Consider the following 26,660-nt stretch of genomic DNA (forward strand, 5'->3'; position numbering starts at 1 on the left):
TAGGGGCTAGACGACTCAGAATTTTGGAACAAATTGTTTCAAACTAAACAAGACTTGCAGCAATGCAACTACCGAGGGGCACTCGGAAAGTTAACGCTTGGGGAGAATCCCACCTCTGCTCTAGATGACGCAAGGACTCTAGGTTAAGTGGTTTCGTTGAACCAAGAATCCCCGTCGATTTATCGCGGAGAGTGTCAAATCTTCTCAGTATCCGCCCAATATCCAAAAAACTGCTTTACGAAAACTGCTCATCCTTGAGGCTGCAACGTCAATTAGCGATTTGCGCTCTCCACCTGGTAATCGTTTAGAAAAGTTAGTTGGCGACAGGAAAGGGCAGTACAGCATTCGTATTAACGATCAATGGCGAATCTGCTTTGTTTGGACGGATGAGAATAATGCTTCGGAAGTTGAAATAGTAGATTACCACTAATGCAGGTCAATAATTATGAATAACACCCGTCTGCCAAATATTCACCCTGGGGAAATCCTACAACTAGAATTTTTAGAGCCACTAAATATTACCCCTTATCGATTAAGCAAAGATATAGGTGTAGCTCAGACACGAATTAGTGAAATTTTATCTGGAAAACGCAGTATTACAGCAGATACAGCGTTGCGTTTATCTCGCTATTTTGGTAGCAGCGCTCAGTTTTGGTTGAATTTACAAACGCAATACGATATACGTCAAGCTCTTGAAGAAAATGCAGAAGTTTACAATCAAATACCTAAACTTCCGTTTAATGATGTAGCCTGAGTTCGTTAAAAATTTTCCATGCTATTTGATGCATTTAAAAATCGCAAATCTCCTAAAATCGAATTCATCAAAACTAACCCAACTTGGCGCGTAGCGTGGGGAACAGTTGATGTAAATTATGAAGATATAGCTTGGCGAGATGAAAAAATTTCTGTAATTTTACCACGTACAACTTCGGAATTTCCGACGGAGAAATTAGCAATCAGTTCTAGAGGACGATTTGTTGTTGTTGGTGATGTTTGGTTAACTAACCGAGTACAGTTGTTGCAAAAGTTGGGAATTGAACCGGATAGCTTTCAAAGAAGTTCTCTGCAACTGGTGGCCAATCTTTGGGAACGATGGGGTAATGAAAGTCTTAACCAACTTGTAGGGATGTTTGCCCTAGTGGTTTGGGATAGAGAGAAACAGGTGTTGAGATTGATTCGCGATCGCATCGGTGTTCGTACTCTCTATTACACTACCACTGGTTCAGTTCGTTGGATTGCGCCTCAACTGAGAACTTTATCACCTCATCGTTCATCCGATTTAGATTTGGTGGCGTTGCGAGATTATCTTTGTTGTGCTTTTGTTCCCGGCGAACGAACCCTTTGGGAACAGGTAAAGGAACTGCGACCTGGAACCGTTTTAGAATTTCCTGACCACAAAGTTACAGCTTATTGGCAGCTTCAAGAACAGATTATCGCAATAGATCAACCCTTAGCATGGCATGGCGATCGCTTGCGAAAACTCCTAGACCAAGTTGTTCAAGAATATTTACCACCAGCAAATGAACCCGTTGGCGTTTTTCTTTCTGGTGGTTTAGACTCTAGCAGTATCACTGCTTTAGTAGCAAAATTCCACAAAGCACCAGTCCACACCTTCTCGATTCATTTTGGTTCGGAATGTCCTAATGAGTTAGAATTTTCCAGTCTCGTTGCATCCCATTGTCAGACGCAGCACCACATTTTAGAAATTACTTTTAAGGATATGTGGTCACACTTGCCGGAAACAATGGCTTATTTAGATGACCCCATTGGCGACCCACTGACTGTTCCCAACCTTTTGCTGGGACGGCTGGCGAGAGAAAGCGTAGAAGTAGTTTTAAATGGTGAAGGTGGCGACCCCTGTTTTGGTGGGCCAAAAAATCAGCCGATGTTAATTAATAGTTTATATGGCTCTGTCACCAATCAGGATGCATTGCAAGCTTATTTAATTTCCTTTCAAAAGTGTGCTGTTGACTTACCGCAACTTTTAAAATCAGAAGTCTGGACAGCAGTACAAACAGCACCTTGGGTTTTTGCAGAAGACTTATATTCTCAAGCCAGCTATCTGAATCGTTTGATGGCAATGAATATCAAATTTAAAGGCGCTGACCAAATTCTGACAAAAGTCAGTAACTTGACTCAAGCTGCTCTTTTGCAAGGTCGTTCTCCTCTGTTTGACCAACGAATAGTAGACTTAAGCATGGAGATACCTCCAGAGTATAAGCTTTCGGGAGTGGAAGAAAAAGCAGTTTTAAAGCAAGCGATTACCTACAGTACGTCTTCTGCGATCGCAGATATTTTACCAGACAAAATTATTCATCGTCCCAAAAGTGGCATGATGGTACCGGTGCAGTTAGGATTTCGGAAATATTGGCAGCAAGAAGCCAGAGATTTATTGCTCAATCAAAATGCATGTATTACTCCTTACTTAAACCAGCTGCCAATTCGTAATTGGTTAAACTATCAAGGAGATACTTGGAGTCGTTATGGAGTAAAGCTGTGGTTGCTTGCTAGTTTAGAAATTTGGTTACAAGTAAATCAAAAAGTGCAATAGTGAAAGCAACAAAAGGATACGTCATGACTAAGTTGGGTTATGCCTTTGCTATCAGTGCTGGGTAACAAGTGACGAGAAGTACTCAGTACTGATTGAAATTTTGAATCTTAACTCATATCATGTCCGGCTAATCACTTATGATTACTGTATCTGTGCAAAAATCCCAAAAGCCTCTTTCCCCCTGCTAAGAGTTCCCTGCTCTCCTGCCCTCTAAATGATAAGTCTTTAACAGCACATCATATCATCCCCTGGCTTTTCATAAAAAGCCGTAGGGAAATCGAAGTCATTAGTACCAATGACAAATGACCAAGGACAAATGACTCTTGTTATATGAATATTTCCTGACTTATGTCAGCATTTTTTGTTTTAAAAACCCTGAAACAACGTATTTTCAAGTGATTGCCGATTTTTTGTTAATTTATTTTTGATTATTTACTGAGCTAATCTCTGTTTGCGGTGTACTCTCAATATACGGTAACTACCACACTCAACCTTTGAGATCAAATTACACCCAGAGGTGAATACCATGAAAAATTATGCTCAACAGCAGGAATTTATTTTAAGTCAAATCACAAATAAATATTTTCAGCGTCGGGATTTCAGTGGATGTGACTTGAGAGGAATCGACCTGAAAGGAATTGATTTAAGTGGTATTAATTTAATTGGAGCAGATTTGCATGGTGCAAATTTGTCTGGTTGTGTTCTGACTCGTGCTAATTTAAGTGGCGCAAATTTGATGCAAGCTAGCTTACGTGAAGCTAATTTGTATGAAGCATCTTTATGTGAAGCTAATTTGACTAATGCTGATTTAACACGAGCAAATTTGTGCGGAACATTCTTATGGCGAGTGAAATTGATAGGTAGTACTCTTTGGGGTGCTTCTTTATGTGATGTGGATTTGAGAGAAGCAGACTTAAGTGAAGCCAAATTAATTGAAGCATCGCTGATTGAAGCTAACTTGAGTTTTGCAAATCTCACACGAGCAAAGCTATGTGGAGCAAAATTATTAGAAGCGAATTTAACTGAGGCTAACTTAACTAGTGCAGATTTGACATGGGCAAACTTGAATAAAGCAAACTTGAATAAAGCAAACCTTTGGAAGACAAATTTGATTTATGCGAAGTTGCGAGATACTATCATGCCTGATGGTACAATTGAGCAACCTCAGATAGTTATTTATTAGCTAGAAGTAGCTCTGCCAAAGTGAGATAATCTTTTCAGGAGTGCTGAGTGCCTCGGCTTATAGTGCTGAGTAACCCCATAGATAAATCTAGGGGATTGAAGTAAGGACGTATTATTTCTTGTGCTACACATCTCGAAATAAATATTTATTTCTTCTTCCATGCTTAAAAGCTCTTTCTTCAGACCCTTCTGTGCTGAGTGCGATTATTACTTTTTGACTCAGCACTCATAACTGGGCACTCAGCACTGTTTCGGTGATTTTGTTTCCATGCTCTGCATGGAAACGAGATGTAGCATAATTCAGAATTCAAAAGTCAGAATAAGTAGGGCTTGCTGAAAAAGAAAGAAAAGGTGACAGTCTCTAGATTATCAGACCAAAGAAGTATATTCCGGTGCAAGATAAGAAGGTAAAATAGCCAAAAATCCTTGCATGACTGTGGTCAGCCCAGACAAGCGTGTATCCAATATAACCATGTACTGAAAAGAAGAATTAACTCCAATTCCACCGGAAAGGTTTGAACTTCCATTTGAGTGAAAGTTATCAGAAGATAATCGTTGGGTCATTATGGCTTCTTTAATACCCTGGACAGAATTTGAGTCGGAATATTCTTTATCTTTCTCCGCAGAGATGGGGGCATCAGCAAAGTCATTTCGGATGGCGTTAGGTGCATTAATAATTAAAGAGAAACTAGGTATAAGTGACAGAGAAATAGTAGAACAAATCAAGGAAAACCCTTATCTACAGTATTTTATAGGGATGTCATCTTCTAGTAATGAAGCTCCATTTGATGGATCAATGCTAGTTCACTTTCGAGAAAGAATCAGTGTTGAATTTATTAATAAGATAAATCAACAAATGGTCAAGAAGATGCTACATTTAACATCTTCTCAAGAGACTGAAAAAAAACAGAAGACGCTCTCTACGAGACGCGCAAGAGACGCGGACTCGCTAACGCTGCGCTATCATCCGAAAAAGAGGAAAGGAAACTGCTGAAACCTTTAATAATACTGAGTTTCTACTCAGCACGGGCTAAACGCCCCGCTTCCGCTAACAGCACTTTGCTATACATGGAAAGATACGGAGTCTCTACCGAGTAATACAAAACATTACCCAAATGGGATATTACTATTGTCCCTGTTTAAACTGGTATCTTATTTTCTTGCAAGTCCCTTAGTGTTGCCCATGACAAAGGTAATGCTGATGACACGATTAAATACTTTGCCGCAAAAGAGAGTCAAGGTTTAGGTGTAGTCAAAACTCTGCGAAAACCAGTCACCAAGCTGAATCTATTCCCTTTTTTCGTACCCACTTGACAAATGTGCAATTATCTTACCCTGTCACGGGTGGTGTTTATCTGAAAAAAAGCCAACACTGAAATTTATAATCTCAATGCGTAATTTCGCTTATTTCAGTAAATATACTGTGTCAATAACCAAGGATTAAATTTAAATTGGTCACTTGAAGCCTAAAAGAATTAACAACTCTGTTGAAATAACATTAACTGCCTTAAAGTCATAAGCGATCGCACATCTAACTCGCATATTTTTGTGTTGATTGTTGATTGTTGACTAATGACTCTATTACAGAATTAACAAAAAAATAACCGCCGCATAATTAAAAGTTGAGGAGAGGATATGGTAGAAACAATCTTACCCGGCACTTATATTACGGTAAGAGATGAAGGTTTGATTAGCGCAGGTAACATTGCTTCTGGAATAATTGGTGTTGTGGGAACAGCCGCCAAAGGAGAAGTTAATAAAGTTTACATTCTTAGTAGCATTGCTGAAGCCCAGGAAATATTTGGTGATAGCCATGAATGGCAAGAGGGAAATCAAAATAATTTAACTCTCATCCGTGCCTTAGAGCTAATTTATAACAACGGTGGACAGCAAGTTTATGCTGTCAGAACGGCGAACGAAGAAAGTCTAAAAAATGCCTCATATAGTTTGAAATGTGACAAAAATACATTAGTTGTGTTTACAGCTAAAAAAACTCCTGGTAGTTTGGGTAATTCTATTAAAATTACTATTAGTGATGGAGAAAATACTACTGATAATAAGAGTACAAAAATCATTGAATTTTCCCTGGGTAAACTACAAGAGAAATATAGTCTTGTAGCCGGAGGATTGAAGTCATTTGTTAATGAAGTTAACAACAAATCTCAAATTGTAACTGCCGATAAAAAAGTTGCTGATTCTAGTGAATTATTACCAAATAAAAGTACACTACCAGAATCATTTGCTGAAGGAAGTGATGGTGCAGATGCGGGTGCTGTTGAATATGCCAAGAGCTTAGAAAAGCTCGAAAATGAAATTATTAATATTATAGTTTTGGCAGGACAAACAGTAAATAATGGATCTGAGATTTTAGCTGCACATTTGAAAAAGACAGCAGAAATTCAGCGAGAACGAATAGGAATAATTGGCAGTGGGGAAGAAGCATTAGACGAGATTGCTGAGACTACAAATACGTTAAATAACGATCGCCTAATTTTTACCGCTCCTGGTATAGAAGTTGCCAACCGCAATCGAGGTATTGATAGCCTTCCCGGAGCTTATACTGCGGCGGCTGTTGCGGGATTAATTGCTTCTTTACCAGTACAGGCTAGCCCAACCAATAAAACTTTAACCATCAAGGGAATTACAAGTATTTTTAATTCCAGCCAGCTGACAAAACTCGTACAAAACCGTGTCTTAGTCATCGAAAAGCGTGATGGTTTCCGAATTGTCAAAGGCATTACCACTAATGATGCAGCTTGGAAGCAAATTACTACTCGGCGAACTGTTGATTATGCGATTTATGGTGTGCGTTCTGCTTGTAATCCCTACATTGGTAGACTGAACAATGAGCGAGTGCGAGGGGCAATGAAAGCAACTTTAAACGGCTTTTTAACACGCATGGTAGATGATGAAGCTTTGGTGGGATATACCTTAGAAGTTGCTGCTACTCGCAAACAAGAAATTGAAGGAATTGTGGCTGTGACAATGACTCTCCAACCTACCTTCAGTATTGACTTCATTAAAGTAACTATGTACCTCAGCTAAGACATTTGAAAAAAGGTTTGCTATGCCGAATTTAAATATTTTTCAAGGTTCAGATGCGTCCTTAGTATTAGCAGTTGATGATAGTTCTACAGAAGAAGGAAAACTAGCTAGTAGTTTAATTTCTGAGTATGAATTTTCTAGTGTGGTGGGACGGCTACAAAATGTGAAAGTGCGAGTAGAAAATGAACTGCGGCCTTACCATGAAATAGGTAGACGCTTTGCTACCGAATTACGCCCTGGGAATATCTGTGTTTCGGGCATTGTGGAACGGGCATATATTAATGGTGCATTAATTCGTTTACTGTTAGGAAATGGATCTAAGAGTCCGCCACCAATGGATGCGATCGCTCAACCTGCTTTTAATATTGTCATTCGCCTCAACAACCCTGCCTTTCCCAAAACTAGCAACACCTTGACAATTTTTGGCGTGCGATTTGAAAGTTGGAATTTCTCGCTTCCAGAAGACGAATTTGTGATGGAGTCTGCCACCTTTAGAGCATTAAGAATTAGTAGTGAAGAAACTACTTAAGTTCGTAGTCAGGACTTCAGTCCTCTCTGCGAGACGCTCCGCGAACAAATCAGGACTAAAGTCCTGACTACAAACTTTTTACTCACTGATTCCGTTCCATGTCTCTTTTAAATCCTGATGACTTGTTATTTGGTGCAGGAACTACCTTTGAAATTGCAATTCCGTCAGAGGTGCTGTATCCAGGAGAAAATTCTCCTCCTACCACAGCCGAAAAAACAGTGCAATTGCGTCCCATTACCATTAGCACTTTTCAACTGATTATGAAAGCTGCCCGACAAGATACTGGTTTGATTCCTCTGTTAATGATTAAAGAATCACTGGTGCAACCAAATTTATCCCTCGAACAAGTCAAACAACTACATTTAGGATTAGTTAATTTCCTGATTGAACAAATTCGCCAAATTAGCGGACTCACCGGAAAAAAAAATTCCCATACGCCCTAAATAATGCACCCATGACTAGGGCTGCTTTTATTCTGGCGAGAGAATTTGGCTGGACACCCCAACAAGTACAAACCCTTACCCAAGCCCAGATTAATCTGTACCTCCAATTAATCGCTGAGGACTCTCAAAAAACCGATGAATACTCTTTCTTGGCAAACAATGGGTTTAACAATTCAGTCTGAATTTCAAGCTTGGACAGATCAACTTTTGGAGGGCTTCATCTTTCCAAATGACTGCATTGATGAGTTCCAAACTTTAGATGAGTTAGCCTTAAATGTGAATTCTATCGATGAAATAGAATCCGGATTTTGGGAATTGGCAGCGGCATTAACCAGCGATTTTTTACCCTCTGGAGAGGTGAAAAATTTACATCCAGAATCACCCCATCAAGCGGTAAGAAATGATACGTCTGATGGGAGCAGCAGTGAAAACTTAGAAGATGAAAAAGCAGGGGGAGGGGAAGAACAATCATCCATAGGAGGAAGCGACTACGGTGCAAGGGTTTCGCGGCATATAGCAAGTGGCGTTGGGGTGTCAAGCAAGGGGGAAAAGGAGCAGGAGAACTTTCACTCACAAGGAGAGAAGTTGCAAGGAGGATCTCCCTCTGGGCAAACTTCGGGGGTGGGGTTTGCACCAGACAACGGCAATAGAACTCCATTTTCCCCTCTTGCCTCTAATGAAGAAAGTCTGACAACTTCTGAAGATACCATTCATTCTTGGCGATCGCAGTCGGAAAACTTTCCCCCATCCAACCTTGAAACTTTGTCAACATCCAAGATTCCTTTCTCTCAACCGGAAACAGTGACACAAGAATCACAATTTCCTGAAACAGTCAAAAAATCCCCCAAGCAGTCTTGGATAACAGTGACTCCGGTAAGTAAAACATTGCTTATGGAATCAACAATTAGCAAGTCACAGGCTGTAGTATCGACTGGAGTTGAGCCAAAGGCACATTCTGCAATAAATAGTGTTCCGATCAACCGCTCGCCGTTGTCAGACCCCCTTCCCCCCAAGGGTTTAGGGGATTTAGCAAATCTACTGAATCTGTCACCATCTCAGACGTTGGATTGGCAGGAAGTAAAAAGTGAGATGAGGAGTACAAATTTTCCATTCGAGTACAGTCAGAAAAAAGAACTAGTGATGAGGGTGCAGTCTGATACAATATCCGAGCCAATTTCCGAGACAACCATACAGGCGATCGCACCCATCTGTGACCTTCCTTCCTCAGAAGCCTCTATCCCACCCTCCTTGAAAGCTCCAGAGCTTGATTTAGAGGAGGTTTTAGAGACTCTACAACGGCAGGTGAATCAAGAATATCGTCGGTTTTATGGAGGTTAGGCAATGGGAGTGAAACTAGCAGGAATTGATCTCCAGCGTGTGCATCGAATTCAAACGTTAGAGCAGAACCATTTTGTTTATCACCGGATTCCGGGAATGCAAGGCAATCTGGTACAAAATTTGGGGCGAGATGCGGTACGCCTGCAAATTCAAGGGATTTTTTACGGCATCAAAGCGCAGGTAAGCCTGGAGGCATTGCGTCAGGTTTATAAAGAGCATAAACCCGTTGATTTTATGGCCGATGTAGTGGGGCAAGCCTACTTTAGCCAGGTGACGATTGAACAGTTTCAAGTGGTGCAATCTTCCCAAGAGCCAGATCAGTTTAGTTACAGTTTAGCAATCACTGAATATACCCCCATCACCTCCCAAACTCCTACCACCGATATTGATCAAAACATCAAAAAAGATGCTGCCGGATTTATGACTGCTGCCCTGTTACCCGATGCACTACAAATGGGAGCAATGCCGGAAATTACTAATCCTGTAGAACCCCTTAAACCCGCTTTAGAACCAATACAAGAAACCATCTCTGGCTTAAATAAAAGTTTAGCTGAATTGAAAGGATTATTCAGCTTGTAATTAAATTTCGCTCATTTTATACTAGGAACTTAAAATAATGGCTCTGGCAATTCTCGATCAACTCCAAGGTGCTGAACTGAATCCCCAATCTGTGTTTGCGGGTGCTAGTAAAGGATTAGAAGACACTAAAAACCAAGTTAAAGGAAAATTCGGCGGGGTTAATGTTGGTATAGAGGATCTAAGCGGGATTACAAAAACCTTTGAACAGGAAACTAGTGGACTGCAAAATGGACAACAATCAGGTGTCAAAGCATTACAATCTCCAATTGATGTTAGTGAATTAAAAACTGAAATAAATAACCGATTAGGAACATTATCAAGTATCAATGTTGATAACTTGAGTCAGATAATTCCTGCTAATCCTGGGGCTAGTCAGCTACAGGAAACCGTGAAAAACTTAAAAGTCAATGATACTTTAAAAAGTTTAACTGACAGCATTACGGGAGGTCAAAATTTTGCAGAGATCAAAGTTGCAGATGTTGCGACTCCATTTGATGAATTTCAAACATTCTTAGCCAATGCAGGAGCCTTACCTTCCAGGATTTTAGATGCCTTAATTAAAGTATTTAAGAAATTTCTAGATAAAATTTCTAACCCTGATGAATGGTTGGAAACTTTAAGCTCTGAGACATTAACAAACTTATTTATTGAGCAAATTCAAGATTTAGGAAATAGTTTACCTTCTCAGGCGATCGCTGCTATTGAAGCAGAAGTAAATCGGCAAACAAAAATCCTAGTAGATTATCAAGACTTCCTGGAAAAATACAATCTGAAAAATACTGATCGAGAAAAAATTACTAAACATCGCTCCGAAATCAAAAAATGGACAAGAGAAATCCAAAGCTCCCACCAAAAAATTGATCAAACTCTGAAAAAGCTAGACAATTTTCAGATTGTAGCTTTTCAATCTGCTACTGCAACTCTTCCTAAAGATGCTATGAAAGAAGCCACTAGAGTTTCCCTTTTTGGTGATATTTTTGCTGCCATTCAAAACTTCTTAGATAAGTTAAAATCTCGGATTGCTGATGTTGTCAAAAAACTCACAGGCTTTATTGAAAAGTTAGAAGATTTAATTAAACAAGCAATTGCAAAAGTCACAGATATTACCAATGGCATTGTTGAAAAAATCTCTGAAACTATCGCTCAGGCAAATAGTGCATTAACTAAAGTTAAGGAATATGTAAAGAATGCCATTGAAAAATTAGAAAATTTTATCAATGATGCTTGTAATAAGTCAGGAGATGTAGTCGCTCCCCTCAAAAAAGTCTGTAATTCTCTTTCTGGCTCGGCAATCAAAAACATTGATCAAGTTGCTAATACAATTGATGAGGGGACAAAAAAAATCAAAGGCTCATTGCAGGAATTCAACAGTTTTATGCAAACTAATCTTAACCGTGAAAAGCTAGAAAAAGATATTAAAGAATTCCTCGATAAAGTCATGAGCTTTTTGCAGAGCGAATCAATTGGAAAAGCCATTAAAGCGGCAGAAGAAGGTATCAACAAAGCTGTAACAGCTCTTAACAATGTTTCTTTAAAACCAGCATTTAAATCTGCTGTTGATAAGTCCGAGAGTTTAGAAACAAAATTTAAAGGTATGGATGTTTCTAAAATGGGAACGGCTCAAAAGGTAGCTTTAAAGGTTGGTGTAACTGTTATTAAACAAGTAGATGTTCCAGGTATTGTTAATCCTGAATTAAACAATGCCTTTAAATCAGTTGTTGATCCGTTAGCAGGATTAGTGACATCTATACAAGGAGAAACCGAGAAAGTTTATGAAAAAATTCAATCCTTCAAACCTGGTACTTTAATAGACCAATGGTTATCGCCTTATATCAATTCTCTCACAGATGAACTACAGAAATATCAGCCTTCAATAATATTAAAAGATGTCAAGCAAATGTACTTGGAGATGGTGGATAAATTAGATATCCTTGATCCAAATCAATTAATTGTCTTACTCGATGCACTTTACAAAAAACTCGAAGATTTATTTAAGACTTTAGATCCAACTTCTTTGTTAGAATTTTTAAACGAGAGAAAAGCAGCATTTGTCACCATGCTAGAGGAATTTAAAACCGAAGGCATTCCCAAATTAATTACAAAAGTTACCGATGCGATTGGAGATGCCGAAAAATTATTGGGAGGATTAGGCTTAGATAGTATTTTAAAGGCAGATTTTTGGGAAACAATTGAGCAGATTCTCAGCTTAGATATGGACACAAAAATCCATGCGGTTGATGATATCAAGCAAAAAATTATAGAAAAAATCAATAATATTCAAGATGAGAAAGTTAAAGCAGAATTAATCCGGTTGAAAACTGCGATTGCTACTTATACCGATAATCCTCAAAATGCCATTGCCAATGTTGAAACATCCTTGAAAAATTCTCTCACAATTTATCAACAAAAATATGACAACTGCCAAACTCAGTGGCAAAAAACAAAAGATAAATTTGAGACAGAATCTAAACGTTTAGACACTTTATCTCAACCGATTAATTATGAATATCACTTCCTCAACCTCAAAGAAACTTGCCAAAATCTCAGCACCACACTGCATACAGGTATCGTTACTTTGGAAGCAGTCTCTACAGGGGAACAGCTAGCTCAAGAACTGCTAAAAGAGATTGCAACTCGCCGCGAAAAACTTGTTGAACCTACTAAAGCAGAGTTGAAAACCCTGACAGATACTCTGAAAAAATGCAATGAAAATGACATTCTCCAAGATTTTAAGAAGATCATTCCTGATGAACTAGAATTAGAACTAATTGCCCCTATCAAAAAGATTTTGGCAAGTGTTAAGGAGATTTTGGCAGAGCCTAAAAAAATCATTGAAAAAGTTCGGGGAATTTTAGAAAGATTGAAAAATGTTCCGAAAGAAATTGCGGCAATTTTCACCAAAGTGACAAAAGACATAGGGAAGAGTTTGCAAGTAGCTGTAGAAAACTTAATTCAAGAGGTCAGCACCTTTAACTTTGACTTTATTCAAGAAGTCTACAAGAAAATTAAAAATACTATTGAATCCCTACTTCCTAGTCAAATATTGAATGGATTTTTTGATGCGAGTGATTTCCAAAATAAACCAGAGGTTTTCATTCAACTGCTGCAAAAACAGGAAAACCCACTGACTAAGCGAATTTGGGATGATTATTTGGATAATGCAACTCGCAAATTATTCAACACTAATCAAACAGGAGAAGGTGTGCAAAAAGCTCTCATGACTGTCATGAATAAGCTACTCAGAAAAAAGGAATTTTATCAAGAAAGCTTTGTAGAACAGGATAAACTTACCAAAGAAGCACAGAGTTTAATTGCCAAAAAAGATCCCTTGAAACCAGAGGAACTGATTCGGCTCAATCGCCTAGTCTTAGAAACACTATTTCCTGAATATATTAGTCGTAGTTTGCAGTCGGTATTTCCCTATTTAAAATCCCAACTCCAACGACTCTATCCCCAGGCAATCATTGATGAACTCGATAAAACTCATGCCACGTTAATCGAGACATTACAAGGTATTCCCAAAGCGATTGGTGGAGCATTAGATAAAAAATATGAGGAACTGGTAAAACTCTATGAAACTGCCATTCAAGATAAGATTCGTCAAATTTTCCGCGAACTCCTGAAAAAACTATATAGTCTACAAGGTGAATTAGACCTCGGATTAGATGATTTAGGAGATGCGTTTAATAATCTGATTGCGGCTGTCCCTGTGTAGTTAATTTCCTATCCGCCATGTTTAATGTCGCCTATAAAATCCTCTTAGGTAGCACCATCTACACCGCCGATAAATCTACTCGATTATTAGGACTGCGGGTGAATAAGTCGTTACAAATTCCAGTAAATTCTTGTCAGTTAATCTTAAGTACAGATAAATCAATTTCTGTGCAGCCAGAGGACATAGTAAAAGTGGAACTCGGCTATAAAGGTGAATCAAAACAAGTATTTATCGGCAAGATACAGCAGGTAAATTGGGGATTGGAAACTGTGGAGTTAGTGGCAGAAAGTTCTTGGATAGCTTTAGTAACTGCCAAGCTGAATCTTCTATATGAAAAATCCACAGCGGCGAATATCGTCAACGATGTAGCACAACGCTTAAAAATCAAGGTGAATAAAACTGAAAGCGGTTTAAAGTTTCCAGGTTACATTTTGTCCGATAGCACCTCGGCTTATAGTAACTTAAAAGTTTTGGCGCGAATGAGTGGATTTGACCTTTATGCTAATGAAGATGATGAATTAATCTTTGCTAAATATCATCCAAAAACCACCCATGAATTCCAATATAGCCAGGACATTTTGGCAGTGGAAATAATTACAGGAAAAACAGCAATATCTGGGGTAGAAGTGTATGGCGAAAGTCCTGCCAGTCAACAAGGAGAAAAAACCTATAGTTGGTTTGCTAAAGCTGCGGTGAAAGGCAGTAGTGGAGAATCAGGAGTGATGACACAGAGGCAGTTTGAACCCACTGCCAAAACAGAAGATTTGGCAGCAAAAATGGCAGAAGCTTTTTGGCAAGTTCAACTTCCTCAAAAACAAGGATGGGTGAAAGTGATGGGCAATGCCAATGTGAAGTTAGGGGATGGAGTGAGATTAGCAGGTTTGCCACAATCTTCAGGAAATGGCGACTTTAAAGTCACGGGGATTACCCATGCTTTAAATCGTCATCAGGGCTTTTGGACAAAAATTGATTTGGAGGTAGTGTAATGGATTCAATTGTGGGAGTTATGCAAAAAGTAGCGCAACAAGAGGCGCAAAAAATTTACACCACCGAATTAGGAATTGTGACAGCTGTGTTTCCTCATGCAGCAGCAGATGACAAAGATAATTATCAATGTTCGGTGAAACTGAAGCACAAACAACAACCGGATGGCAGTGATTTTGAATTGCGTCAATGTCCCATTGCTACTCCTCATTTGGGATGGGCGAATATCCCTAAGGTAGGAGATTTGGTATTGGTGACATTTTTAGGGGGAAATATCAATGCACCTGTGATTATAGGTCGATTGTATAACGAGAGCGATTGCCCTCCTGTAAATAAAGAGCAGGAATTTTTACTCCAACAAACCCAAGAAACTGGAACTAATTTTAAAATCAATGCCGAAAGTACCCTAACTCTTACTAGTAAAGACCAAAAAAGTATCGTAACTGTGAAAGACCAAGAGGTTTCACTCACCACCGAAAAAGCCAGTGCAACTCTCCAAAATGGAGATTTATTTTTAAAAACAGAAAACTGCGAAATTTTCCTCCAAGGCACAACAATTACTGTAAATAATGGGAGTTGTAAAATCGAAATTACCAACGGCGGAATTACCCTAGATGCTGCGACGAATAACGTCACAATCAAAAGCATGGGTAATATTAAAATTGGCGATGCTGCCACCAGTGGTGTAGCACTAGGAGGACGAGTTCCTGGCAATGCCGTTGCTGATAATGATGATATTTTATTGACCACCCATACACATTTAGGAAACCTCGGCGCACCCTGTCCAATTCTGATTCCCACAGAAAAAATTAATTCTATTCAAGCTAAAGCTAGAAATACTAAAGTAGGGTGAACATAATGGTTAGAATCAAAGGCGTAAATAGCGATTATGAATATTCAACTGAAAAAGGAAAAATTCTAGAGAAACATCCCGATCAACTCTACATGAGAATTTTTATCTGTCCTAATAATCAACCGAGTGCGATTGATCAACGGGAAAAAGACCAAGCTTGCTGTGAGGGCAAAAGTGCTTCCTGTCCAGGAGATAAAAAATCTGGTCATGCGGCAATAACACTGCATCAAAAAGAAGGTATCTCCCTGCAAACTGATCAAGCACAACTACAACTTGAACAAGATGGAAGTTTAGTTTTAAAATCATCACAGGGACAAATTGCTAAAATTAGAGCTTCGGAAAATGGCTGGGAATTTTGTAGTAATGGAGCAAGTTTAAAAATTGATAAAAATGGTAATTTAGAACTGGCATCTGCCAATGGTAAAACTATTACTTTCAAGGGAGATGTGAATATTCAAGGAGATATCCAGGGAAAGCTATTAGAAACTATCAAAACAATGGTAGATAACGCATTTAAACAAAAATAGATTACAAAAATATGGTTAATTCTAGCCAAGATATTATGTTTTCTCCCGGTGAATTTGGACGCAATGGTGGAGATTTAGCCACGGTTTCCGGCCGGACAAATTTAGGACAAGCAATTTTAAACCGCTTCAATACTCGCCAAGGAGAGCTATCCCAAATTGGTCATCCAGATTATGGTTCACGGCTACATTTATTAATGGGGGAAATGAATAATAGTCGGACTCGCAATTTAGCAGAAATTTATATCCGCGAATGCTTAAATCAAGAGTCTCGCATTGCCGAAATTATAGAAGTTCGTTTTGAGCCTCCGTCTCATGATTTGGACAAACGCAATTTATTAATAGCAACCATTATTTTAAAAGCAGTTGCCGATCCTGAACTAATGACTATCCAAGTCGCAGTTAATTTAAATTAGTCAATAGTCAATAGTCATTAGCTATTATCCTCTGTTCTCTATTCCCTTCAATAATATATGAACTTTCAGCCTAAAAAATTTGAGCAAATTTATGGCGATATGGTGGAGTTGACACGCCAAAAAGTACCTAACCTAACTGATTTTCAGGTTGGTAGTGTGATTCGCACCCTGTATGAATCTTTTGCCTACGAAATGGCAGTTTTGTATGAACAGATGAATGGCTGCTATAACTCGGCATTTATTGATACTGCCACAGGAACGCAATTAGATATGTTAGTGGCATTATTAGGAATTCAACGAGGAGAGCCAGATTTTGCCATAGGGGAAGTTACTTTTGAGGGAGATTTAGGAACAAAAGAACTGGACATTCCTCTGAATACTTTAGTCACTACCCAAGAAACTGAAAAAGACTCTAAAAAGTCTTATGTCACTATTGAAACTGCAAAAATTTCGCCTGGAGAAACCCAAGTCAATGTACAAGTTCAGGCGAAGGAACGAGGAGAAGAACAAAAGGTTACTGCTAAAACAATTACCGTAATGCCAATTCCAATTACAGGAATTAAATCAGTGGTGAATTTAGAGGAAACTAAGTTTACAGGTAAGCGAGCGGAGACAGATGAGGAGTTACGAAAACGAGCAAAAACTGCGCTAATTTCTTCAGGGAGAGCTTCTTTAAATGCGATTCAAACAACATTATTGAGTTTGCCATCTGTACAGTCTTCATTAATATTTTTCCCTAGTATTAAAGAGGTGAAGTTAGTTGAGCGATTTGTTGGCGAAGCGGTTAAATTTGGTGTGTTGGATTTGTACGTCGATGGCATTGATTTTGATAATAAATTTCAGGTGCAATATCTGCGATCGCAAGTAGATAAAGTCCGAGCGGCTGGTGTGTATGTGGATCTCAAACCCGCAGAGGCAATTTATCTTGATGGAATCTTCAAAATTGAAATTAATCCAGGGAGCGATCGCCAAACTGTAGAAAAGGCAGTCCACAAAGCTTTAAATGACTACCTGAGTGAAATGAAAATGGGTCAAAATTTGCTCTTTTCTCAATTGATTAAGCAGGTACTTTCTGTACCCAATGTTAGTAATTTAGATAATTTTGAAATCACAACTCAAGTTCATAAACAGTCAATTTCTGAACGGTTTAAGCTAGTCAAGCAGAAAATTGAGGCAGGAAAGGAATACTGTAAATTTAAAGCCCGTCATTTATTTGTGGCAACGGAGATTGTACCAGTTTCCATTCGAGTGATATATGAATCACCTTTGTTAGATTCTCAGAAAAAAACAGACATTGATCTGAATTTAAAAGAATATTTTAAATCCTTAAGTTCTCAAAAAAGCAATACTCTTAGAAAAGCAGATATTCAGACAAAAATTAATCAGGCTCTAGGGGAACAAACAAATAATCTAAAACTAAAATTTATGATTGTTTCTCCCCTTGAATCTCTATCACCTTTTATCATCACAACCGATGAAGAAATTACTGTCAGTTCACTAGAGACAGTTGCTTTAGAAAAAATCTATGCCTATCAAAAATCTCTCTATTTAGTAGGTGCAATGAGTTACCGCTCTTCTCCAGATTCTACGGAAACAGAAAGAAAGGTTATAGAACAGAAAATTAGAGAGGGAATCTCTAAATATCTGGAAGGTTTAGCACCAGAGTCATCTGTAGAATTTGAGAAATTAGCAGAATTTGCTCAACAAGAAATTCCCCAAAAGAATGGTGAACACATTGCCACCACAGAATGGACAGTTAATGATTTTCGTGCGATAGTTAATAACCAAACTGTGACAAGGATTAATAATCAGAAAACTCTCAGTGTTCTTCCCTTAGAGAAGGTAGAGTTAGGTAACTTTTTAATTAGCTATAAAACTGAATATATTACGGTTTCTGTGGAAAGTTTAGTATTAAATTGGGTAGTTCAAGAAAATCTGAATAAAGATTTTAATGATGCGAAAAAGAAACAAGCAAGTGATAAAATTAGTGAGGAAATCAAGCAGGCTTTCAATAATTTTAAATTACCAGAAACTGGTAAACCTGTTACCTATCAGGACATTCGGGCAACAATTCTTAATCTAGCAAGCCTTACTAATATTCAAATAATTCTTAATGGCATTACTTACAATGTCAAAACTATGTCTTTAAAGGCTATTTCAACTAGGGAAGGTATTGGGAAAGAGCAAATAATTGCGGCGGAAAATCAATTTTTTTATATTCGTTCATTAGAAAAAATTCAGTCTATTACTATCCCCTCAAACTTACCAATTTTTGAATAATCAGCAAAATTAGATTTAAAGAAAATTGTACTTTTTAGTGAATTAACTATGATTAGTGGTCGTACCCAAAGCATCATCAGTCGTTTTCCTCGCTTTTATAGCCCAGATGACCCGGAAAGTTTATTTTTTCAGCTTTTAGAGGTATTTGGGGATACTCTAGATCAGGCAGAAAAAGACTTGATGCAGGTGTTGCGAAGTCACTTTGTAGGCACGGCAGAAAATATTGATTCCCAAGGATTTACAGGTAAGCATAAAGGAGATTTAGATAGAATCTTTGCTTTTTATTTAGAACAATTGGGCGGCACATCTCAACTGTCACAGGTGAATCCTCAATTGCAGGTGAGTGAATTTAAGCAGTTAGATGAACTGCTTAAAATATTGTTAAAAGCAAGGTATGAGCAGGAAAAAAAGCAGTCTTTAACAGCTTATCTTTACCAAAAACTCTCTCCAAACACTCAGAATTTATTACAGTGTTACACAGTTGAAAATACGAGGTTTAAAGAGGAATTAGATTATCCCGGACAAGAGCAGTTAATAGCAGATTGGTTACTAAATTTGCTGTCACGCCAGGATAGTTTATCGCAGTATTTACAACAAAGTTTTTCACACACAGTTCAAGCATTATTAGCCAAATATGATGGTTCAGTGCCAGTGCCATTGGAGATGAAAAAGGCGATCGCACTACACTTAAACCAAGCAATCTTACCTAATCCCCTGTTTGCCCTGCAAGTCCTTCGCTACCATCAAGAACTGTCGGCTCAAGTAACCTGTTTACAAACCCTGATTAACTCTGCCAAATCACAAGATATTAACACTATACAGCGCAAGGTCGGGAATTTTTTGCTACCACGACTCTCTCCAGGATTACAAATTGCTCTGGCTGATAGTCAAACAGAATCTCAATTACAGGCTTTGTATTTAAGTCTCACCTCTGAGTTGCGTCCTCAACTGCAATCTCCGCGACTAGCTACGCAAATTTGCCAACAGTTAAAGTACTCACAAACCCCGGATTCAACCCTCACAAAAGCAGGCTATGTGATTCTTTGGCAGGCTGTTCGTACCGCCTTAGCAGAAGTGTTGGCAGAGTTAGTGGAGGGGGGTCAACAATGGCTCATTTGGGTGGAATTATTGCGACGTTATGAGCAAGCAGGACAGCGATCGCAGATCAAAGATATTCCTGATTTGCCAAATTTGCAATCTCCCTTGCTGCCCTTCCTGCAATCCCTCCTCCAACGTTCCGAAGTTTGCCGCCACCTGGAAAATATAGCACAAGAGGTGGATTTCATTGCTACTGACTCCACTCTGTTAGGGAAAACCTGTCAGGAAATCCAGGAAATCGTTTCAGAATTTACTCAAGCTACCATCTCGCAATTTTATACCACTGAAGAAAATTTGGCGATCGCCAATCAAGTCCGAGTTATTTTGGCACAGTTCCTCATGGGTGGCATTTCTAAGACTTTGACACCAACAGAAACAAGTCAAGATTTACCTCCTCAACTTCGAGAAAAACTCAAGAAATTATTCGCTGATCCTACCAATTGTCAGCAATTATTAACCCTGTTTGAACAAGTAGAAGCCAAAGCCTTACCCCCCCACCAAAAGGAAATTTCCCATTTATTAGGGGCATTAATTTCTGCCTCTCAAACAATTCTGCGTAACCTACTCAACACCAAACTGCAACACAAGCTGAGTCAATTGCAACTTGCTCCTGATTTGCAAACAATGATTAATCAAAAACCATCTGGTGAGCATTTAGAGCGATTAAATCGTCAGTTGTTAGAAGCGGTGTTTCCCGTGGAAATTCCTCGCAGTCAAATTCCTGCTTCTAGTGAAATTGCTCAAGCCTTAGCTCAGGATTTTAATGAGGTTTTAAAAGATCCCACATTTTATAATCAACACAAAGACTTTTTTAGCCAACTTTCCCTCAGCCTCACCACCCAAAACTTCATTCAAGACTACCAGAATGAAAAAGCAGGGGGCAAGGGAGCAAGCAGTAGGGGAGTACCAGAAGAAACTTCATTTTCCCCTCTGCCCCCCGATCCGCACCCTCTTCCCATTGAAAGACTCATCTTTCTGAATCGGTTGTTGTTAGAAAGTGCTTATCCTCGACAAATTGAACGTTGTGACACCCCCTATCGAGAACGTCTCAAACGGCTGATTGGAGTTTTAAAAAATGGTGCATCGCCTACCGAGGGCATCATCGAAATTGTGGCTGCTAATCTGGGGATGAATACCGACCCCAAACAACCCATCAAACCTTGGGAAGAATACCTGTTCGACCTCCCCAGTGACATCGAAACACATTTGAATTCCCTCACTGCTTCTACTGGTCTACAAAAAGCCTTTAAGGATTGCAATGTCACCCTGTCTGTAGAAACAACTGTCTTGATGGAAGAGTGGATGCAAGTGTGGGTTTTAAGCGATGGGCCAAGGGGACAGGTGTATCGTTTGCGTCGCCATAATGCTGGTTTCAGCGTGCATCGGCAATTAATTCGCGTGATTGAATACCAAGCAGGTTCTCAAAAGCAGCAATTCACCGTTCATCCCAACCCTTCAGATAATCTAACAAAATCTACCTTTATTCTTAATAACCCCAGTGCAAGTATTGAAACTCCTACCTTAGAACTCACCCTCAAAGATAGTCGCTTAGGAAGCAAAGAAAGAGAACTTCCCCATTTCAAACTTCTCCGTATCACAAATCAAACTAATAACCAATCCATTCAATATGCGAGCCAGAATATGAATCAGATGGTGAAGATTGGTGAGTTAATGCGATTTTCAGCCGATGGCTCTGTTTTAAAAGGCGGAAGTGCAGTTTCAAACTCCAACCTTTCTGGCAATTTGCCCTCCCTTCCGATTGGTGATTCAACTTGGTGTATAGAAGCAGAAATAGACCTAGAAGAAACTAAGTTTGATCAAAGTAATTTAGATTTTGCTCGGTTTGGATCTGAACCAGAACAAAAATCTTTGCAAACACCACAAATCGACTGCTATGGAATTACGATTAGTCTCATTCGTCAGCAGTTAGTTTATGGCAGTTTTACAGTTAAAATTCCTTGGGATATCCCTAACTATACAGACCGATTTAATGAAAAAAAAGACCATCCCCGCCATCAAATTCATAGCTTAATTGACAAAGTGCGGGCGGCTGGTATTGCTTTTTCTATTATTTATGAGAAGTTTCCAGAGGTGGAAGATCATGAAATTGAGGATACGTTAGAAATTACTAGAATTGCATCTGAAGTAAAACAAAAGAAACTCTATGAGGAGCAATCCAGTAATGCAATAGAACATCAAATGAGCGATACTCTGATTTTAGCTCAAATGTTTGACTACACTTATTTTGATTCTCTCAATACCTTCGCTTAGTCGTTCAAAATTTACAAAAAAAAATGGAGTAACAATATGCTAATGACTGACGCACTTGATATTAAAGGCAATCTGGTAATTCAAAAGATTTCTACTAATGAGCAAATTATTGAAACCATCCATGCTCATAATAATATTGTAACCACAGGACGATATTTAGTAGCCCAACGATTCATTCAAACAGATGTTGGCACAATTTCCTACTTCGCAGTCGGCACAGGCTCTAGTCCAGTGTTACCAGATGAAATCAAGTTGAATCAAGAAAATTTTCGCAAAAAATTGCCAGATTTAAATATAAGAAATCTAGAGAAAATAACCCGACAAAATAGAGAAGAACGCATAAAACTTTCCATTAAAGCTGATTTAGAAACAGGCGAAGCCAACGGCGCTTTAACAGAAGCGGCTTTGTTTACAGCAGAGCCAAATTCTATTATGTACAACCGAGTTGTTTTCGAATCTATTGAGAAAACTAAGGATTTTAAACTAACGCTTGTCTGGGAAATTCTGTTTTAATTTTACAATCATCTATCATTTTATTAGAGGAACAATATCATGACCTTCTCGGCATCTGACAAAAAAAAAGGCGACTTACTGAAATCTGAAGACTGGAATGCTTTGACGGCAGAAGTTCAGCGATTAGGAAAGGAGAAATTGGATCGGAATCAAGATGATACTTTTAAAGGTTCTTTGACTGTAGAAGGGGCTTTGAATATTAAGCCAAAGGGGAATGCCCAAAAAGCAGAGTTAAGTATCACAGGTAGTATCAGTGTTTCCCAATCATTAACAGTGGGTGATTTCCTAAGTATTGATAGTGACAAGAAATCCCTTACCCTTGCTGGAGTAGAAATCAAAAAATTTACAAAAAGTACAAACCTACAAGACGATGCTAATTCTTTACCAACTGAAAGTGCTGTTAAAGGTTTTATAAATAGCAATGTTGAGAAACTAAAATCAGACTTTACCAGCGAAATCCAAAACTTTCAACAGAACATTGATAGTAAATTAAATAAAAAAGCAGATTTAAATGGCTCTCGCGAAACGAATTTTCAAGTAAAAGATATTAGTATATCAAATAGTATTAGTTTTGATGAAAAAACAAACTTGACATTTTATCCTGGACAAAATGAGAGACTTCTTCTAAAAATAGATGACAAAACTTTTAGATTTTATGCTGATGGTGATATTGGAACAAATGGGCTATATTTTTTTGACAACGCGACGACAAAGCGTCCGATGGAATGGAAATATTTTAGATTAAACGATAATCCAAATCATGATACAGGCTATGCTTCTAATATTTGGATTGGTACTATTGTTGGCATTAATTACTGGTTTGATGGCGAATATAAAATAGCAGGAGTTAGAATGAGAATTGAAGAGAAGAATGGAAATTTATACATTAATGGAGATGTTGGAGGTGTGATAGAAAATTGGGAAGTTTATGTCTTATTTATTAGAAAAAATTGGGTTAATGTCCTGAGTTAGTTGTAGTTGATTAATTCGTATTTTTTTTGTTAATGTTGAATACTTATTAACCTTGATAATAATGAAAAAACAACTTGAACAACGATTAAAATCCCTCAAAACTGAATTTGAATCGGGGAAACAGGCGATGCAGGAGTTGGAGACAAAACAGGCAAATTTGCGGGATACTCTTTTGCGAATTAGTGGGGCGATTCAAGTCTTGGAAGAAGAGTTAGCTGAGGCGGAAGAAAGCAATGATCAATTACCAATAGAAGTTGAGAGTTTAGCAATAACCAATTCCCATGAATCCTAAAGCTAATAGTTCTAATCTTGTTCCTTCCTTGGAGGATGAAGCGTTACGTTATTTCACTACGATATTAAATGATGCGTTGAAAGACTTGTCTGTGAAGGTAGTGGTGATTCCTCAGCGATGGGGAGTAGAAAAAATTGTAGCGTTACGTCCCCAAGTACCGGGATATGTGCGGGGAATTTCCCTAGAGGGTTCGGTGTGGGTGATGGTATCGGGAAGCAATGGGGAGGATTTGGCGCAACGGGTGGCGCAGGTGCATCAAGTGTTGTTGGGTAGCAAGAAGGTGGAACTACGCGCCAAGGGTTTGCTGCAACTCATCGCCCAAACTCCATCATCTATCACCCAACAATCTAAAACTACCCTAGAACAGCAAATAACCTTTCAACTGTGGGCGGAATTTCTCAAAGAACCCAGCATCTCTGAAGAAATTATCAAAACTATAGCTGCTGATTTTTCTGTCAATAGTTCTGGTGGTGCTGCATCAGATTCATGGAAATTTACGACTGATTCCCAGTCTTCTGGTTAGTTTTAGATGCTATTGGCGAAATATTTCTTAATACTCCAAAGCTTTCATAAGTCCAGTATTTTGTTGGCTGAACTCGGCGAGTAACTCACTCTTGGATAGACAGAGGGCATTGACTTCAATGGGAACCATTAAATAGCGATCGCGTCGCGCATGGTAACAAACTCATGGGGCAAGCGGATTCCCTAGAGGATGTCTCAAAAGTAAGAAAGCCCACGTAACGGTATCCTGTCATTAGAAAAAATACTTAAGTATGACAGCGTTACGAGAGCTATGACTCCATCGTACCCAAGTAACTTGACTTCGGAGCAGTGGGAACTGCTATCAGGACTAATTCCAGCAGGGAAAAAAGGCAGTAGAAAACGTAGTGTTGACATGGAAGCAGTAGTGAATGCAATTTTTTACATCTTGTGTGCAGGTTGTGCATGGCGGATGCTTCCTCACGACTTTCCAAGCTAGAAAACCGTTTACCATTATTTCCGGCAGTGGCGTAAAGACGGCACATGGCAACAAATTCATGAACGCTTACGTTTGTGGGTACGTGTTAGCCAAAACCGAGAACCATCACCATCTGAAGTAATTATGGACAGTCAATCAGTTGAAACGGCAACAATGGTATCCAAGGAAGTTGGCTATGACTCAGGAAAGAAAATCAAAGGACGTAAGCGATATATACTGATTGATACCTTGGGCAAGAATAATAATTGTTGTGATCACTGCCGCAAACGTCAGTGAACAAGCAGGAGCCAAACAAGTATTGTTTAAACTCAATCAAGTATGTGATCGCATGGGTAGATTAATTCGGATTTGGGTTGATGGTGGCTATCGCGGTATAGGTTTTACGCACTGGGTGATGGATGCTTATCGCTGGCTCTGGAGCGTTGTTACACGCTCTGAAGAACAGAAAGGTTTTGTTGTGCTCCCTAAGCGTTGGCTGGTTGAGAGGACTTTTGGATGGTTCAATTGGTGCCGCCGACTCAGCAAGGACTATGAGATTTTACCTGAAACAACAGAGGCTTTTATTTATATTGCAATGATTCGTTTAATGTTAAAGCAGCTTACGTAATCAAAATCACCTCCTCAAAACTTTTCAGACATCCTCTAACTCTAATGCACTCCACGAACCCATCACGAGAAGCAGCAAAGGAGGCGATCGCACTCCCCCAAACTCTACCGACTGCGATCGTACCAGAAGGCGATATACCTAGAGACAGGACAGCTTCGGCACAGAGTTCGTCAACCCATCTTTTTCGTCTGACTTTCTGGGAATCGAATGAGGTTAATTGAACGAGTCACTAGCGATGCGGTTATTGAGGCGGCGTATGAGTGGCTGTGCGATCGCCGTCACGACTATCACCACAATAATGATGTCTGGCAGTTACAGCGCTGGTGGACAGAGAAAAAACCTCCTGTTGGTGGCGCTACTGCGGGTGGGAACCTATCGCTTTGGCGAACAGCTGTTGTGAGGGCGCTGGGTGAGGTTAAGAAAATTTGGGCGCCGTTGCTCCTTATGAAACCATCAGGTGCTAGTGCTACCGCAGTGGGCGTTGCGACGGGCAATAAAGGCTACCAACCAGGTGTTGGATGTTTGATTTTTTTGGTCGCTCGTTCCCGTCTTATTTTTTTCCTTGGTTACAAGGCTTCCGCTTTCATCTTTTTTCCCTCCCTCGTTCTTGTCTCTATCCTTTTCTCTCCCTTATAAACACGGTATTGCTACTACCTTTTCGTTCTCAATTCTTTTCTTGTCTTGTAATGTTTCCTTGTTCCATTGGTTAATCTGATTCCACATTGTATTGCTTATAAATAAAGCCTTATTATATTTATCTCCGTCGTCACACCACGTTTTTACTGCATTTTTTACTGCTTCCTCTACGTTATAGAAACGTATTGCTTCCGCTACCATGATCAACATCCAGCCAATTATCGCCGTGTCTTTTTGTATGTCTAACTCGAACCCTTTTTCATTCTTTTTTACTTCTATAAGCGCTAACTTTTCCAACACGCTTCCGTTCGTTACACACCCTGTGCTCTTTACAGTCGTTCCGAACAGCTTGTCGTACTCTATATCTACGTTTTGAATTACTTTTTCTTCGTTTTTGTTTTTTTCTTTGAATCTATATAAGTGTCCAACGTTGTCAAACACTCCTACTATGTATACGTCTTTTGGTATGATACCTATTGTCTTCCTTATAGTTGCTTCTGATCGCACCCCGGGCAGAACCAGATCTACCGCTAGTATTTTGATTGCCTTATTACTGTCTTGGCGTGCGTTTATTATGCTTTGTCTTACTGTAGTTATTGATTGTTTATATTTTTCTTCTGTCGTGAAGTCAATCGTTTCTGCCGTTACTACTACTCTTGTTTCCATAAACTACTCTTTCCTTTGGTTTTTGGTTGGTGGTGGTTATTACGGTTTTTTTCTGTGGTTTCGTCGTTCCTTACTTTCTTTCTTTCTTTTTATCTTCAGCATTGTTTTCTACCTGGACATACTTTCCCCTGCTTAAGTAGCTAGACATGATTAAATATAAAACGCTCAACTGAATAATTACCATTGT

23 protein-coding genes and 2 pseudogenes are annotated in these 26,660 nt (G+C 39.0%); 24 read left to right on the forward strand and 1 reads right to left on the reverse strand.

What is annotated here, in order from left to right; all coding sequences use genetic code 11:
* The first annotated feature begins 181 nt into the window (after positions 1-181).
* The 24 genes and pseudogenes from RMY63_RS34035 to RMY63_RS34150 all read left to right on the forward strand — a co-directional run bounded on the left by RMY63_RS34035 (position 182) and on the right by RMY63_RS34150 (position 25,807).
* Positions 182-430 (forward strand): type II toxin-antitoxin system RelE/ParE family toxin, encoded by a 249-nt coding sequence (locus tag RMY63_RS34035; protein WP_322732955.1) that lies wholly within the window; start codon positions 182-184, stop codon positions 428-430.
* 15 nt (positions 431-445) lie between these two features.
* The gene (locus tag RMY63_RS34040; RefSeq protein ID WP_322672404.1) at positions 446-754 is read left to right on the forward strand and encodes a HigA family addiction module antitoxin; all 309 of its coding nucleotides are present in this window, start codon (positions 446-448) and stop codon (positions 752-754) included.
* Between the two features lie 18 nt (positions 755-772).
* Entirely contained in the window at positions 773-2,551 is a 1,779-nt protein-coding gene (locus RMY63_RS34045) for an asparagine synthetase B family protein (protein WP_322732934.1), read from the forward strand.
* 526 nt (positions 2,552-3,077) lie between these two features.
* A complete protein-coding gene (locus RMY63_RS34050) occupies positions 3,078-3,734 on the forward strand; it encodes a pentapeptide repeat-containing protein (protein ID WP_322732935.1) in 657 nt (218 codons plus the stop codon).
* Positions 3,735-4,232: 498 nt separating this feature from the next.
* Positions 4,233-4,640, forward strand: a pseudogene (locus RMY63_RS34055) (transposase); the annotation flags it as partial.
* 728 nt (positions 4,641-5,368) lie between these two features.
* Positions 5,369-6,778: a phage tail sheath C-terminal domain-containing protein gene (locus tag RMY63_RS34060; protein WP_322732936.1), complete on the forward strand. Its 1,410-nt coding sequence runs from the start codon at positions 5,369-5,371 to the stop codon at positions 6,776-6,778.
* Positions 6,779-6,800: 22 nt separating this feature from the next.
* The gene (locus RMY63_RS34065) at positions 6,801-7,307 is read left to right on the forward strand and encodes a hypothetical protein (RefSeq protein ID WP_322732937.1); all 507 of its coding nucleotides are present in this window, start codon (positions 6,801-6,803) and stop codon (positions 7,305-7,307) included.
* Between the two features lie 98 nt (positions 7,308-7,405).
* A complete protein-coding gene (locus RMY63_RS34070) occupies positions 7,406-7,750 on the forward strand; it encodes a hypothetical protein (protein WP_322732938.1) in 345 nt (114 codons plus the stop codon).
* Between the two features lie 135 nt (positions 7,751-7,885).
* On the forward strand, positions 7,886-9,088 hold the full coding sequence (locus RMY63_RS34075) for a hypothetical protein (RefSeq protein ID WP_322732939.1): 1,203 nt from the start codon (positions 7,886-7,888) through the stop codon (positions 9,086-9,088).
* A 3-nt stretch (positions 9,089-9,091) separates the two neighbouring features.
* Positions 9,092-9,667, forward strand: coding sequence for a DNA circularization N-terminal domain-containing protein (locus RMY63_RS34080; protein ID WP_322732940.1), 576 nt, complete (start codon positions 9,092-9,094; stop codon positions 9,665-9,667).
* 37 nt (positions 9,668-9,704) lie between these two features.
* Positions 9,705-13,382 (forward strand): hypothetical protein, encoded by a 3,678-nt coding sequence (locus RMY63_RS34085; protein WP_322732941.1) that lies wholly within the window; start codon positions 9,705-9,707, stop codon positions 13,380-13,382.
* A gap of 17 nt (positions 13,383-13,399) precedes the next feature.
* Complete coding sequence (locus tag RMY63_RS34090) at positions 13,400-14,368, forward strand: hypothetical protein (RefSeq protein ID WP_322732942.1); 969 nt, start codon at positions 13,400-13,402, stop codon at positions 14,366-14,368.
* Entirely contained in the window at positions 14,368-15,219 is an 852-nt protein-coding gene (locus tag RMY63_RS34095; RefSeq protein ID WP_322732943.1) for a phage baseplate assembly protein V, read from the forward strand. The genes RMY63_RS34090 and RMY63_RS34095 overlap by 1 nt, the downstream gene beginning before the upstream one ends.
* A 5-nt stretch (positions 15,220-15,224) precedes the next feature.
* Positions 15,225-15,746, forward strand: a complete 522-nt coding sequence (locus tag RMY63_RS34100; protein ID WP_322732944.1) for a hypothetical protein — start codon at positions 15,225-15,227, stop codon at positions 15,744-15,746.
* Positions 15,747-15,757: 11 nt separating this feature from the next.
* On the forward strand, positions 15,758-16,159 hold the full coding sequence (locus RMY63_RS34105; RefSeq protein ID WP_322732945.1) for a DUF2634 domain-containing protein: 402 nt from the start codon (positions 15,758-15,760) through the stop codon (positions 16,157-16,159).
* Positions 16,160-16,216: 57 nt separating this feature from the next.
* Entirely contained in the window at positions 16,217-18,439 is a 2,223-nt protein-coding gene (locus RMY63_RS34110) for a baseplate J/gp47 family protein (protein WP_322732946.1), read from the forward strand.
* Positions 18,440-18,487: 48 nt separating this feature from the next.
* Positions 18,488-21,808: a hypothetical protein gene (locus RMY63_RS34115; protein WP_322732947.1), complete on the forward strand. Its 3,321-nt coding sequence runs from the start codon at positions 18,488-18,490 to the stop codon at positions 21,806-21,808.
* 42 nt (positions 21,809-21,850) lie between these two features.
* Positions 21,851-22,321 carry a hypothetical protein gene (locus RMY63_RS34120; RefSeq protein WP_322732948.1) on the forward strand — a complete coding sequence of 157 codons (471 nt, stop codon included), beginning with the start codon at positions 21,851-21,853 and terminating at the stop codon, positions 22,319-22,321.
* Between the two features lie 39 nt (positions 22,322-22,360).
* Positions 22,361-23,293: a hypothetical protein gene (locus RMY63_RS34125; RefSeq protein WP_322732949.1), complete on the forward strand. Its 933-nt coding sequence runs from the start codon at positions 22,361-22,363 to the stop codon at positions 23,291-23,293.
* 61 nt (positions 23,294-23,354) lie between these two features.
* Complete coding sequence (locus tag RMY63_RS34130) at positions 23,355-23,585, forward strand: hypothetical protein (RefSeq protein WP_322732950.1); 231 nt, start codon at positions 23,355-23,357, stop codon at positions 23,583-23,585.
* Positions 23,575-24,108, forward strand: coding sequence for a hypothetical protein (locus RMY63_RS34135; RefSeq protein WP_322732951.1), 534 nt, complete (start codon positions 23,575-23,577; stop codon positions 24,106-24,108). The genes RMY63_RS34130 and RMY63_RS34135 overlap by 11 nt, the downstream gene beginning before the upstream one ends.
* Positions 24,109-24,378: 270 nt before the next feature.
* Positions 24,379-25,171, forward strand: a pseudogene (locus RMY63_RS34140) (IS5 family transposase).
* A gap of 44 nt (positions 25,172-25,215) precedes the next feature.
* On the forward strand, positions 25,216-25,392 hold the full coding sequence (locus tag RMY63_RS34145) for a hypothetical protein (protein WP_322732952.1): 177 nt from the start codon (positions 25,216-25,218) through the stop codon (positions 25,390-25,392).
* Positions 25,379-25,807 carry a hypothetical protein gene (locus RMY63_RS34150; protein ID WP_322732953.1) on the forward strand — a complete coding sequence of 143 codons (429 nt, stop codon included), beginning with the start codon at positions 25,379-25,381 and terminating at the stop codon, positions 25,805-25,807. Before RMY63_RS34145 ends, RMY63_RS34150 begins: the two co-directional genes overlap by 14 nt.
* Here the strand turns inward: RMY63_RS34150 and RMY63_RS34155 are convergent.
* Positions 25,802-26,473, reverse strand: coding sequence for a ribosome-inactivating family protein (locus tag RMY63_RS34155; RefSeq protein WP_322732954.1), 672 nt, complete (start codon positions 26,471-26,473; stop codon positions 25,802-25,804). The two genes, RMY63_RS34150 and RMY63_RS34155, sit on opposite strands and share 6 nt — an antisense overlap.
* Between the last annotated feature and the right edge of the window lie 187 nt (positions 26,474-26,660).

The sequence above is a fragment of the Nostoc sp. ChiQUE01b genome (assembly GCF_034531255.1).
Classification (GTDB): Bacteria; Cyanobacteriota; Cyanobacteriia; order Cyanobacteriales; family Nostocaceae; genus Nostoc.